Genomic DNA, 12,819 nt, shown 5'->3' on the forward strand with positions numbered 1-12,819 from the left:
TCGAGGTAGGGCTCGACCGGTGTGCCGTTCATCGTGGCCGAGTCGTTGACGTAGGTCAGGCAGTTGGGGTGGTGGTCCTTGACCCAGTCGATCTTTTCTTCGCTGCTTCGTTCAAACCTGGTGGTGATGGTGATGGTCTCGCCGACGGCGGGGGTTTCGTTGCTGATGGTGCGGAAGAAGTGGGTGTTCCCGTCCCACCACTCGATTTTTCTGGAGTCTGCGTTGGCTATGCCGGTGCACAGCAGGCCGAGTGTTCCGACGGCGAGAGCGGTGGTGGCGCCTGCGGCGACGATGCGTTGTAGTGCTCGATGTGCCATGGGGGTTCCTTTAGTTGGTGCGGCCAGGAGCATCGCCGCGGGCTGTGGGGTGCGGGCTTCGGCGCCCGCGAGGGCTGGGCGCCGAAGCCCGCAAGGTGTATTTGTCGCCGGCCGGCTCAGGAGCCGAACAGGGAGCCGAGGCTGCCGGTGCCGCCGGCCTTGACCGTGATCTGGGGGCCCTTGGTGCTGTAGTTGCCGGGCCCGCGGGATCCGATGTACTCCATGCCGGAGTTGAGCTTGGCGCCGATTTGGCAGTTCTCGCCGACCTTGTACTGGGCGGTGACGGTGACGGGACTGGCCTGCGTGACGGTCGCCTGGTAGCTGGTGGCCATGAAGTCGGCGGCGATGAAACCGGGCTTGATGTCGAGGTGGGGCTCGACGGGGCTGCCGTTCATCTTGGCCGAGTCGTAGACGTAGGTCAGGCAGGAGTCGTGATAGTCCTTGACCCAGTTGAGTCGCTCTTCGACCGCCTTGGTCCGCTCGAATTTCGTTGTGACCGTGATGGTGTCGCCCACAGTGGGGGTGGCGTTGCTTACCCCGCGGGTGAACCGGGTAGATCCCTCGTCCCAGGTGACCGAGGCGGGGGCGGCGCCGGCGATGCCACCACCAAGGAGGGCCAACGCGCCGACCGAGAGTGCGGTTGCCGCGCCGGCGGCGATGCCGCGCGTGAGTGCTCGATGTGCCATGCGAATTCCCTTTCGGTCGCGTAGGCGTGACCACGCCTACGCGTTCGGTTTTCGGGGTGGTGCTCCGGCGCCGCGCTCGACCGCGGCGCCGGAGCGGGAGGCCGGCGCTAGCTGCCGGCGAGGTTCTTGATGACCTTGGTGATGGTGTCGGCCGCGAGGTCCGACGACGTACCGGTGGAGCTCAGCTGGCCGCCGCTGGAGCCGATGCCGGCGTCGTCCATGCTGCCGGTCGCAGCCTCGCCCGGGTTCCTCTCCCGCACGGTGAAGCAGGCCGCCAGGTCGGGCTTGGTCGTCCCGACGCCGACGGTGCCGCCGACAGCGGCGCCGCCGCTGACGACGGACTCGCCGGTCCGGACCCCGGCCGGGACCTTGTAGGTGAACTCGGCGGTCACCGGGTTGCCAGAGTTGACGAACCACCCGGTGCTGTTCACGCTCCAGCTGCCATCCCCGTTCGGCTGCGGGGTGACGTTCTCGGTCTTCTGGCCCCCGGCGAGGTGGTAGGCGGTGACCTTGGCGGTGGGCGTACCGAAGCCGGCCGGCGGAAAGTCCGAGATGGAGTTGACGTAGGGGTTCCCGATGCTGGTGGTCCCCACGACGATCTTGTAGGTGATGCTGGTTCCGGCGGCGGCCTCGGCGGCCGAGACGGACTTGTCGTACGTGTGGGTGATCCACACGGTGCTCCAGTCGTTCTTCTGCGAGTGGCTGGACTGCTTGCAGTCCGGGTTGGCGGCGTTCGCGGTGCCGGCACCCACCCCGAGGAGGGCGGTCGGCAGTGCGGCGACCGCCGCGAGAGCTGCGATACGACGAGCGGACTTCGGCTGCATGGGATTTCCTGACTTCTCTTCGGTGCGGTCGAGCCAGCGGCCGACCGGGATGGCTGTCACGGTGGCCCGGGCGGTCCAGGCCACCGTGTTCAACGGGTTCTCGACCGCTCCGTGTCGCCGGTGGGGCAGTGGCGATCGATCAAGAGAGGGGAGGCGGCAGGCGCCGGTGCCCTTCGGGAGTGGCACCGGCGCCGAGCCGTCAGCTGAGCGACGAAAGCGCCTTGAGGGCGTTGATGATGGTCGTGATCGAGTCGATCGCCGCAGACAGGTTCGCCATGGTTTCTCCTTGATGATGTTGTGATTCTCTGTGACCGCAACGTGATGTGTAGCGGCGGAGTAGTTTCTATCACACCGAATTGGCGTGTGTAAGAGGTTTGATGCGAAGGTTTCTCGCCCCGTTTATTTCGTTCTGTAACGTCGCGTATCAATAATGGCAATGGGCCGATTGGAATTCATCAAGTGTTCATGGTTGCGCCCGGGGTACCGCTGCACGCCGACAGGGCCGACGTCCCGGATGTGAGCGGGATGTCGGCCTTGCATGGCTGACTCTATTTCATTGTTGCAGGTAGAGGCCGATTAGTGGCGATGGTCAGGCAGCTGGATCAAGGCTCGGGTCCACTGGGGGGCGTTGCCGTCGGCGGTGCCTGCGCGCTGCCGCGCCAACCCAGTGAATCGAATTCTAAATCGAGTAGATGCGTTTTCTTGTGGCGCAGCTCCGCTATACGTGGAATGAACTATTTGAGATTCAATGAATGAAACAGACGCCCCATGAGGACATGTCGACGGCGCTATCGATACCCGGCCTCCATAGGACGGGCCGAGATCGTACTGTTACCTGCGAGGGGTGTTCATTCCCTGTCGCCCGCCCGGGGGCCGGACGCAGGACTTCGTGCCGTACGACCGGTGTTGTCGTCGCGCACGGCACGCGGATCGCCGCAAGCTCACTCCAATGACCACCAGGCGCCGTCGATTCGGTGTGTACCCATTGCGCGGTGGCCGCTGCGAACAAGATCGTCATCGCAGGCGATGCGGGCGAGGGCTCGGCCTCGTGCTGCCATGTTCCACCTCTTCCGCTGGGCGGGTGCCCAGGACGAACCCGCGCGCGGCGGGTCTGACCGTGCTGCCCGATGGGCGATGCGCGAAACGTCGCGCGGGCCGGATCGGCCGTTCGCTCGATTCGCGCGGGTCAACGCGCGGTCGCCAGGCACCGGTCGGGTGGGACCGGCACGTTCATCGGGTTGGACGCCCATACGGACGTCCAGCACCAAGAACCCTATGGTCGGGTGGTTCGGAAGTGAAACATCCATTTCTGCATGGATTGACAAGATCCCCTTGTCAGTAGGGGATGAGGGTGGGCATCGTTCGTTCGTCGGGGTCCGGTTCTTCCAGCCTCTTGACCAGGTCGGGGCGCCCGTCGCGCACCCGGATGGCGGCGTCGATGAACGAGCGCACCAGCGCCGAGTCGGTGTCGCGCGGCCACGCCAGCGCGACCTCGCTCGGATCGGCATCGGCGATCGGCAGGGTCTTCACCCCTGGATACGAAACCCAGCGCGCGGCCGCCACCGTCGCCACGATGCCGACGCCTGCCGCTACCTTCTGGTACTCCTCGAGCAGAGTCTTCGAGTGGGAGATGATCCGCCCGGGCTTTCCGCCCCGATGCGCCTCGAACTCCCAGAAGGCGTTCCATGCCGGGTCGGTGGTCACCGCCCCGTACATGAGCTCGTCGATCAGGTCGGCCACATCGACGCTGGCGCGATCGGCGAGGGGGTGATCGGTCCGCACCAAAGCGACCAGTGGCTCGGTGAACAGGTGCTCGAAGTCGACGCCGTCGGTCGTGAGCGGGCGCCGCACGAACGCCACGTCAACCGACCGGTCGTTCAGTCCGGCGGACGGGTCGTCGTAGTTGAACTGACGCATCTCGATCGTCACCCCGGGGTGCCGATCGCGGAACGCCGACATGATCGGCTCGGTCAGGGTCAGTGCCGCGCCCTCGAGGAACCCCAGCACCAGTCGCTCGTTCTCGCTGCGGTGCGTCGCGCGGGCGCGCTCGGCGGCATCGTCCAGGGCCGCCAGCAGCGTGCTGGTGTCGTCGAGGAATACGGCACCGGCAGCGGTCAGCGTCACGCTGCGCGTGGTGCGGACGAGCAGCGTCACCCCGAGGCTCTGTTCCAGCTGCTTGATCTGCGCGCTCAATGCCTGCTGTGCGATGTGCAGTTTCTGCGCAGCGCGGGTGAAGCTCAACTCCTCTGCTACTGCCACGAAATAGCGAAGTTGACGCGTCTGGAGCTCCATGGCGGGGCAGTGTATGACGATCCAGGGTCCGTGTCACAGAAAGTTCAAGGTCACAGCGCCGGCCGCGGGGGAAGGGGTGGGGCATCGGTCGCGTCCGGTCGCGCTCCCCGCCGGTCCGCCTCGGCCCTGGCGCGGGCCAGCCCGCCGTGCTCCAGCGCCGCCACGGTCGACTCGCCTGACCAGACCGTCCGGTGTCCCCTGCGGACCGTCACCGACATCCGGGCGCCCAGATGTTCCAGCGCACCGGGGACGTTGCGCCGCTCGGCGGGCAGCGGAACCGGGAGGATGTGCGCGTCGCCGAGCGTGCCGTGGCCCTCGATGTCCACGCTCCAGCGCGGGCTCCGGCCGCGGAGCGTCCAGTGCTCGTCGGTGACCCGCGCCCGCACCGGGGAGATCGCCGGGTCGCCGAGCCGGAGCAACCGTCCGTCCGGCAGCAGGACCACGACGGCGGTGACCTCGGTGCGCAGCGGTCCGGCGCTGACCTGGCCGCCAGCGAAGGCGACGCACACCTGTGGTTCCGCGAAGCCCTGCGCCTGGCCCCACCACCAGGATTCGGGGAATCCGCCTCGGCCCCAATTCTTCTCGGCGTACACCTGGGCTCCGGTGAGGTCCCATTCCTCGCCGCCGAGCGTCGCGGATCCCTCGGCGCGGCCGCCGAGCAGCCACGGGTGCCAGTACTGGTTGAGCGCCGGGATCGTCTGGAAGACACTCGAACCTCCGAGGATCCGGCGTGGCCACGGCCTCGGATCTGTGATCCGCACGTCGAGCCCCGCGTCGGGACCGAGGTCCACCCGCAGGCGACCCGGCTCGCCGCGGAACGCCTCCCCGGCGACGGCGCCGAGTCGGTGCGGGTCGGCGGCCGCGACCGGATGCGCGGCGGTCCGCAGGAACCCGCCCGGGTGCGCGGCCAGGCCAAGGGTGGCCCAGTTGCCGTCGGCCGCCCGGTTGATCCCGCACAGCGCGATCACCACCCGGCCCGGATCGGGCAGGGTGAACCGCCAGAAGTAGCCCTCCATGGCGACGCCGTGGGCGGCAAGGGGATCGCCGAACGGCAGGTCGGCCCCGGTGCGGCGGTACGCGTCGAGCAAGCGCGACATCGCTCAACGGTAGCCGGGGCCGACCCGATCGGTGGGCGGGTTGCGACCGATGCCGCTCCACCGCTGGGTGGCTGTGGTATCGCTCACATTTCGGTGCAGACTCGCGCTCCCAGAAGCGGAATCCAGCCCTTATAGCCGTCCACTATCAATGTTCGAACTATCTTTGATTGGTCTGATCAATCGGCGGTCGATAGTGTCGAAAACGGACATACCAACACACCGTTCACGAATGAGGCTATGCATGTCGCTGATCAACAAGAAGATCAAGCCCTTCTCCGCCGAGGCGTTCAAAGATGGTGCCTTCGTTAGCGTTTCCGACGAGGACATCAAGGGCAAGTGGGCCGTCTTCTACTTCTACCCTGCCGACTTCACCTTCGTCTGCCCGACCGAGCTCGGTGACCTCGCGGACCACTACGAGGAGCTCCAGCGCCTTGGCGTCGAGGTCTTCTCGGTCTCCACGGACACCCACTTCACCCACAAGGCGTGGCACGCGTCGTCCGACACCATCGGCAAGATCCGGTACGCGATGATCGGCGACCCGACCCTGCAGATCAGCACCGACTTCGAGGTGCTCCGCGAGAACCAGGGCCTGGCCGACCGCGGCACCTTCCTGGTCGACCCGGACGGCGTCATCCAGTTCACCGAGGTCACCGCCGAGGGCATCGGCCGCAACGCCTCCGAGCTGGTCCGCAAGGTCAAGGCCGCCCAGTATGTCCGGTCGCACCCGGGCGAGGTCTGCCCGGCGAAGTGGGAAGAGGGCGACGACACCCTCGCCCCGTCGCTGGAGCTCGTCGGCAAGATCTGATTCGTCGACGGTTGTCCGCACCGGTGGCACGGTGCTCACGTCCCGTGCCACCGGCACCGTCCCCTCGTGCGGCTCACCCGCGCCTCGGCTCGAGCTGAGAAGTTCGCCGACTCCCGTTTCTTCCGGTCACTGTTCTGCCAACTTTCGGAGTAGACCCTCATGCTCGAAGCCTCCCTCGCAAACCAGTTGAAGACGCTGCTCGAGAAGGTGATCCAGCCGATCGAGCTGGTGTCCACCCTCGACGACGGCCCGAAGTCCGCGGAACTCGGCGCACTCCTCGACGAGATCGCCGGCATGTCGGACCTGGTCAGCCACTCCCGTACCGGCGACGACCCGCGTCGGCCGTCCTTCGTGATCCGCCGCGTCGGCACCGACATCGAGGTGCAGTTCGCCGGTATCCCTCTCGGACATGAGTTCTCGTCGCTCGTCCTCGCGTTGCTGCAGGTCGGCGGCCACCCCTCGAAGGAGTCCGCGGACCTGCTCGCCCAGGTGCGTGACCTCGAGGGCGACTTCTACTTCGAGACCTACTTCTCCCTCTCCTGCCAGAACTGCCCCGACGTCGTGCAGGCACTGAACCTGATGTGCGTGCTGAACTCCCGCATCAAGCACATCGCGATCGACGGCGCCCTGTTCCAGGACGAGATCGACAACCGCCAGGTCATGGCGGTCCCGACGGTGTTCCTCAACGGCGAACCGTTCGGCTCGGGCCGCATGAACCTCGAGCAGATCGTCGGCCAGCTCGACGACGGATCGGCCGACCGTACCGCCGCGGCCATCTCCGAGAAGGACCCGTTCGATGTGCTGGTCGTCGGCGGCGGGCCCGCAGGCGCCACCGCGGCAATCTACGCCGCGCGGAAGGGGATTCGCACCGGAGTCGTGTCCGAGCGGTTCGGTGGCCAGGTTCTCGACACCATGGGCATCGAGAACTTCGCCTCGGTGCCCTACACCGAGGGCCCGAAGTTCGCCGCCGAGCTGGAGAACCACGTCCGGCAGTACGACGTCGACATCATGAACGTGCAGAACGCCGCGAAGCTGACTCCCGCCGAGGTCGAGGGCGGCCTCGTCGAGGTCGAGCTCGCGTCCGGCGCCCGACTCCTGTCGAAGTCCGTGATCTTGTCCACCGGCGCCCGCTGGCGGGCGATGAACGTGCCCGGCGAGAACGAGTACCGCAACAAGGGCGTCACCTACTGCCCGCACTGCGACGGACCGCTCTTCAAGGGCAAGCGCGTCGCCGTGATCGGCGGCGGCAACTCCGGCGTCGAGGCGGCCATCGACCTCGCCGGCATCGTCGCGCACGTCACGCTGGTCGAGTTCGACTCGCAGCTGCGCGCCGACGACGTCCTGCAGCGCAAGCTCCGCAGCCTGCCCAACGTCGACATCCTGCTCAGCACCCTGACGACCGAGGTCCGCGGTGACGGCGCCAAGGTCACCGGCCTGGCCTACACGGACCGCACGACCGACGCGTCGCACACCGTCGACCTGGACGGCGTCTTCGTGCAGATCGGGCTGCTCCCCAACACGGAATGGCTCTCCGGCACGGTCGATCTCACCCCGCGCGGCGAGATCGTCGTCGACGACCACGGGCGGACGTCCGTCCCAGGCGTGTTCGCGGCGGGCGACTGCACGACCGCTCCGTACAAGCAGATCATCGTCGCCGCCGGAGCGGGCGCGACGGCAGCGCTCGGCGCGTTCGACCACCTCATCCGTACCAGCGTCCCCTCCGATGCTGGGGCGCCGGTCGAGGTGGCCGTCTCGTAACGGCATCGGCATCGGCGTCGACTCGGTGTGCCCGGGTCGGCGCCGGCGTCGTTTGTGCCCGCTCGGCGGTGCCGGCTCAGAAGCCGGCGTCGCCGACGACGGCGTGCGACTGCGTGACCTGTGAGACGAGTCTGCCGTCGTCGTCGGTGAGGTCGATCGAGACCAGGATCGTCTTGCGGCCGACGTGCAACGGACGGGCGGCGGCGGTGACGACGCCGCGGCGTACCTGTCGCGCGTACACCGCGTTCGAGGCCGTCGTGACCCGCGCGGCGCCCGAGGGGATGTTGAGAAACGCGGACACGGCGCCGACGCTGTCCGCGAGGGTGGTCAGCGCCCCGCCGTGCATGATGTGGTCCGCGGTGGTGAGGTCCTCGCTCCACGCCAGTCGGCCGACGACCTCGCCTGGGGTCGCGGAGACCAGCTCGATTCCCGACTTCACCGCGAACGGCATGGTTGCCAGCAGCTCGTCAAGCTCCATGAATCGATGCTAGACCCGCCGTCCCCCGCCCATGTGTCGATACGGTGACTGTGTGAGCACACTCGAGGAGCGTCTCGACCCCTGGATCGCCCCGCACCTGGCCACCTCCGCCCTGCTCGTGGTCGATACCCAGCGCGACTTCGTCGACGGCGGATCGAGCCCGATCGCCGGCACCACGCAGGTGCTGCCAGCGATCGCGCGGCTGCTCGAGGCCTACAGGTCCGCGTCGCGCCCGATCGTGCACATCGTCCGGCTCTACGCGGGCGACGATGTCGACCTCGTCCGGCGGTCGGCCATCGCGGCGGGCGCGCGGATGGCGAGCCCGGGCACCGTGGGATCGCAGATCGTGCCCGAGTTCGGCGTCGCGGACCTCGACCCGGACCTGCTCCTGCGCGGCGGGCTGCAGCAGGTCTCGCCGACCGAGATCGTGCTGTTCAAGCCGCGGTGGAGCGCATTCCACCGGACCGAGCTCGAGTCGCACCTGCGCGAGCGCGGCGTCGACACCGTGGTGGTGGCGGGCTGCAACTATCCGAACTGCCCGCGCGCCACCATCGTCGACGCGAGCGAGCGGGACCTGCGGGTGCTCATCGCGTCGGACGCGATCTCGGGGGTCGACGACCGGCACCTCGAGGAGGCCGGGCGGATCGGCGCGGTGCACGCCACCGCGGCCGAGATCGTCGCGGCGCTGGACGGAGGTCCGGTCAGCGGCTCGCCTGCGACGCGGCCGCCGTGGCGCCGAGGTCGGCCAGCGTGAGCGGATGCGCGGGCGGGTGGTCGAGGATCACGGCGGTGTCGATGTTGAGCTCCGCGTCGACGTGCAGCAGTTCGCCGGACGCGAGCGAGCGCCACCCGGGGTTCTCGTCCATCCGCTCGCTGGCCACCACAACCGCTGGCGCCGAGGCCAGTTCGCCCGACCGGACCCGGACGGTGCCCGCCGGGCTGGCGTGTTCGAGGTGCCTGCCGGTGTCCGGCGCGCGGTCGAGCATCATGAGCTGGTGGGTGTCGGGGTAGCGCAGCGCCCACAACTCCGTCGGGGTGGTCAGCACCATGTTGATGGCGAAGATCGGCAGGTGCTCGGCGACCCAGCGGGCGGCCTCGGTGATGCCTGCGGTGACATCGCCGCCGTGGCCGTCGATGTGCTTGGTGATCAGCGCGAAGAAGCGCTCGGAGTCGGTGTCGCCCGCGACCGCCGATCGGTACGGCCCGAGCTCCGCCTCCAATCGGGGCAGGTTCTCGATCACGCCGTTGTGTGCGAAGATGCGCCCGCTGCGGCTGAACGGGTGGGTGTTGACCATCGCGAGCCCGCCGGTGGAGGCGTGTCGGATGTGGGCGACGAAGGTCGCGGATTCGCGTTCCTTTGCCTCCGTCGCGAAGCTGGCGTCCGCGTAGGCGGGCAGGGGTTGCTTCTCCACGAGTGGTTCGCCGTCGGCGGTGAAGGTGCCGAGGCCGGTGCCGTCGGGATCGCGCCTGCTCTGTTCGGCCAGGCTGTCCGCGGCGTCGAGCAGCCAGAACGTGGCCCGGACCCGCGACGGTGCGCTGGTCATCCCGAACAAGCGGCACATGCACCCACGGTAGTGCGTTTCGCGCCTGTGTGACGCCGGCAGTGCCTTTAGTTCTCGGGTTCCTGCTGGGTGGTGCAGTGGATGCCGCCACCGCCTGCCGCGATGCCGTCGATGTTGATCTGCACGACCTGGCGGTCGGGGAACAGCCGTCCCAGTGTGGCCCGTGCGGCCGAATCCGCCTCGAGATCACCGAATTCCGGAGCGATGACGGCGCCGTTACAGACGTAGAAGTTGATGTAGCCCGCCGCGAAGTCCTCGTCGTCGTACGTCGGCCGGACGTGCGTCGGGCCCTCGATCACCTCGACCTGGAGGGCGCTGCCGCGCGCGTCGGTTTCCGAGCGCAGGATCTCGAGGTGCGTGTGGGTGACGTCGTAGTCGAACGAGCTCGGGTCGGTGTCCAGACCGGCCACGACCACGCCAGGTCGAGCGAAGCGGGCGTAGAAATCGGTGTGACCATCGGTGATGTCGAAGCCCGAGATGCCGGGCAGCCAGATGATCTTCTCGAGCCCCAGCAGGTATGCCAGCTCCTCCTCGACGTCCTTCTTCTTCCAGCCCCGGTTGCGGTTGTTGTTGAGTACACAACTCTCGGTGATGATGGCGGTGCCATGACCGTCGACCTCGATGCCTCCGCCCTCGAGCACCAGATCGGTCGGCAGTGACTCCACACCGGCGTGGCGGGTGACGACGTCTGCCACGCCGCGGTCGCGGCGGCACTTCTGCTTCCCGCCCCAGCCGTTGAAGTTGAAATCGACTCCGGCCGTGGTGCCCTCGCCTTTGACGAACACCGGCCCGGTGTCGCGCATCCACAGATCGTCGAGTGGGGCCTCGATCAACTCGACGTCCGCGCCACCCATCAGGTGGCGGGCGAGATCGATCTCGTGGGGGCGCACCAGCATGGAGACGGGTTCGAATTGGACGATCGTCCGCGCGATGCGCGCCAGGTCGTGACGGACCTGCGACAGTAGATGCCCACCCCATACCTCTTCGCCGGCGCCGAATGTCATCCATGTGCGCTTGTGCCGCTCGCCTTCGTCCGGCATCGACCAACGACGCCCGTCGTCCTCGTTGTTGCCGGGATCTCCGAGGAGCAGGGCGGCGAGCGCGTCGCCCACCTGTGCTAATCGGCCCTTACCCATGTCGTCTTCTCCTGATGTCGTGCGCGCTCGAGTCGGTGCTGTCTGACCATTCACACCCTACCCTTGACTGAATCTTTGGTCAGGATAGGATGTGAAACAGCCGCCGCGCGACATCTTGGCGGCGCGTCTACACAGGAGCGGGACCCACACCCGGCACCCTCGACAAACGATCACAGGCCCGCGGGTCGTGGTTGGGGGAGAACAGGAAGATTCACGCGATGCTCAGACGACAATTCCTGCAATCGGGCCTGGCAGCGGCCGGCGGACTGCTGGTTGTGGGGTGCACTGACGGCGGGTCCTCGTCCGCGGACGGTAGTGGCGACGACGCCGACCAGCGCGAGTGGTGGATGCCCGAAGAGGGCGACCCGCACAAGCGGACCTGGATGGCATTCGGTGCGAGCGAGGAAGTCTGGGGCGCCGAGCTGCTTCCAGAGGTTCGGCGCAATCTGGCGACGATCGCGCAGACCATCGCGCAGTTCGAGCCCGTCTCGATGCTGGTTCGTCCCGAGGAGATGGACCTGGCCCGCGGGCTGGTCGGTCCCTCCGTCGAGCTGATCGAGGCCCCGCTCGACGACCTCTGGATGCGGGACACCGGCCCGGTGTTCGTGAAGGGGAGCGCGGCGTTGGCGGGGCTCGACTTCAACTTCAACGGCTGGGGCGAGAAGCAGGACTTCGACCAGGATGCGGGCGTGGCGGGCCTCGTCGCCGCGCGCGCCGGAGTGGAGTCGCTGCCCACCGACCTGATCCTCGAGGGCGGTGGCATCGAGGTCGATGGCGAGGGAACCGCCATCATCACCGAAAGCTGTGTACTCAACGACAACCGGAATCCCGGGTGGTCCAAGGAGGATGTCGAGGCAGAGCTGGGGGCCCTGCTGGGTCTCGACAAGATCATCTGGCTGCCCGGCATCAAGGGCAAGGACATCACCGACGGCCACACCGACTTCTACGCCCGCTTCGCCCGCCCTGGCGTTGTCGTCGCCGGATACGATCCCGACCCGGAATCGTTCGACCACGACGTCACCGCCCGCCACCTGGAGATCCTCAAGGCCGCGACCGACGCGCAGGGTCGCGCGCTCGAGGTCGTTGTTCTCGATGCACCTGGCACGGTCAGGCCGGAGTTCGAATCCGATGATTTCGCAGCCGGTTACATCAACTTCTACGTCTGCAACGGCGCGGTGATCGCCCCCGAGTTCGGCGACCCCGAAACCGACAAGGTCGCGAAAGAGGAACTGGAGCGTCTGTTCCCCGACCGCAAGGTGGTGCAGATCAACATCGACGGCATCGCCGCGGGCGGTGGCGGCATCCACTGCACCACCCAGCAGGAACCGGCGGACTAGAACCGATCGAGGATCGCTGGTCGAAATCAGGGGCACCGGTTCGACGTGGTGTCAGCGCGTCAAACCGGGCGGCCCGAAGGCGTCCGTAGAGTGAGGTGTCGTGGCAGACCGTCGAACACAGATCATGGAAGCAGCGGTCCGTGTGATCGCGCAGGACGGCGTGCGCGGCCTGCGGGTGGAGAAGCTCGCTGCCGAGGCGGGTGTCTCGACCGCCCTGATCTATTACCACTTCCAGGACCGGTCCGGGGTACTGCGCAGCGCCCTCGACCACATCAATGACAGGGCCGAGCGCTATTCCGACGAGGCATTCGAATCCTCCGACCCCCGAACGCAACTCGAGCAGATGCTCCTGCTCGAGATCCAGGGCATCCCTGAGGTCCGGGAGAACAGCATCGCCTGGGGTGAGCTCCGGGCGAGCGCCGTCTTCTCCGATGACCTGCGGGACCCGCTACGGACCACGACGGAGGCGTGGGCACGCGATGCCGAAACCCTCATCCGGCAGGCGCAGGCCGTGGGTCAGGCGAGCC

The 12,819-nt window shown here is 67.5% G+C and carries 12 protein-coding genes and 1 pseudogene; 5 read left to right on the top strand and 8 right to left on the bottom strand.

The features are described from left to right. The 5 genes and pseudogenes from BR31_RS30025 to BR31_RS0124640 all read right to left on the bottom strand — a co-directional run. A pseudogene (locus BR31_RS30025) lies at nt 1-317 on the bottom strand (Ig-like domain-containing protein); the annotation flags it as partial. Nucleotides 318-433: 116 nt separating this feature from the next. Next, on the bottom strand, nt 434-1,003 hold the full coding sequence (locus tag BR31_RS30815; RefSeq protein WP_027503294.1) for a hypothetical protein: 570 nt from the start codon (nt 1,001-1,003) through the stop codon (nt 434-436). 107 nt (nt 1,004-1,110) lie between these two features. Next, nucleotides 1,111-1,911 (bottom strand): hypothetical protein, encoded by an 801-nt coding sequence (locus BR31_RS0124625; RefSeq protein WP_231496695.1) that lies wholly within the window; start codon nt 1,909-1,911, stop codon nt 1,111-1,113. 1,251 nt (nt 1,912-3,162) lie between these two features. After that, nucleotides 3,163-4,119 carry a LysR family transcriptional regulator gene (locus BR31_RS30035; RefSeq protein WP_051637726.1) on the bottom strand — a complete coding sequence of 319 codons (957 nt, stop codon included), beginning with the start codon at nt 4,117-4,119 and terminating at the stop codon, nt 3,163-3,165. A 50-nt stretch (nt 4,120-4,169) separates the two neighbouring features. Further along, the gene (locus BR31_RS0124640) at nt 4,170-5,216 is read right to left on the bottom strand and encodes a tocopherol cyclase family protein (protein ID WP_027503296.1); all 1,047 of its coding nucleotides are present in this window, start codon (nt 5,214-5,216) and stop codon (nt 4,170-4,172) included. A 241-nt stretch (nt 5,217-5,457) separates the two neighbouring features. Between BR31_RS0124640 and ahpC the strand changes: the two genes are divergently transcribed. Then, complete coding sequence (gene ahpC, locus BR31_RS0124645) at nt 5,458-6,021, top strand: alkyl hydroperoxide reductase subunit C (protein ID WP_027503297.1); 564 nt, start codon at nt 5,458-5,460, stop codon at nt 6,019-6,021. Nucleotides 6,022-6,180: 159 nt separating this feature from the next. After that, nucleotides 6,181-7,779 (top strand): alkyl hydroperoxide reductase subunit F, encoded by a 1,599-nt coding sequence (gene ahpF / locus BR31_RS0124650; protein ID WP_027503298.1) that lies wholly within the window; start codon nt 6,181-6,183, stop codon nt 7,777-7,779. A 76-nt stretch (nt 7,780-7,855) separates the two neighbouring features. Here ahpF and BR31_RS0124655 read toward each other — a convergent pair whose 3' ends face one another. Further along, on the bottom strand, nt 7,856-8,257 hold the full coding sequence (locus BR31_RS0124655; RefSeq protein WP_027503299.1) for a PaaI family thioesterase: 402 nt from the start codon (nt 8,255-8,257) through the stop codon (nt 7,856-7,858). A 52-nt stretch (nt 8,258-8,309) separates the two neighbouring features. On the opposite strand from BR31_RS0124655, the gene BR31_RS30040 reads away from it, so the two are divergent. Then, a complete protein-coding gene (locus BR31_RS30040; RefSeq protein WP_231496694.1) occupies nt 8,310-9,011 on the top strand; it encodes a cysteine hydrolase family protein in 702 nt (233 codons plus the stop codon). On the opposite strand, the gene BR31_RS0124665 is transcribed toward BR31_RS30040, so the two are convergent. Continuing rightward, on the bottom strand, nt 8,959-9,819 hold the full coding sequence (locus BR31_RS0124665; RefSeq protein WP_027503300.1) for a class II glutamine amidotransferase: 861 nt from the start codon (nt 9,817-9,819) through the stop codon (nt 8,959-8,961). The two genes, BR31_RS30040 and BR31_RS0124665, sit on opposite strands and share 53 nt — an antisense overlap. Before the next feature lie 47 nt (nt 9,820-9,866). After that, on the bottom strand, nt 9,867-10,955 hold the full coding sequence (locus BR31_RS0124670) for an agmatine deiminase family protein (protein WP_027503301.1): 1,089 nt from the start codon (nt 10,953-10,955) through the stop codon (nt 9,867-9,869). Nucleotides 10,956-11,173: 218 nt separating this feature from the next. Between BR31_RS0124670 and BR31_RS0124675 the strand changes: the two genes are divergently transcribed. Beyond that, entirely contained in the window at nt 11,174-12,292 is a 1,119-nt protein-coding gene (locus BR31_RS0124675) for an agmatine deiminase family protein (protein WP_027503302.1), read from the top strand. Between the two features lie 100 nt (nt 12,293-12,392). Further along, nucleotides 12,393-12,819: TetR/AcrR family transcriptional regulator (locus BR31_RS0124680; protein ID WP_037178266.1), on the top strand; the 427-nt coding region annotated here is incomplete at its 3' end.

Source organism: Rhodococcus sp. UNC363MFTsu5.1 (assembly GCF_000686785.1).
Taxonomy (GTDB): domain Bacteria; phylum Actinomycetota; class Actinomycetes; order Mycobacteriales; family Mycobacteriaceae; genus Rhodococcus_G; species Rhodococcus_G maanshanensis.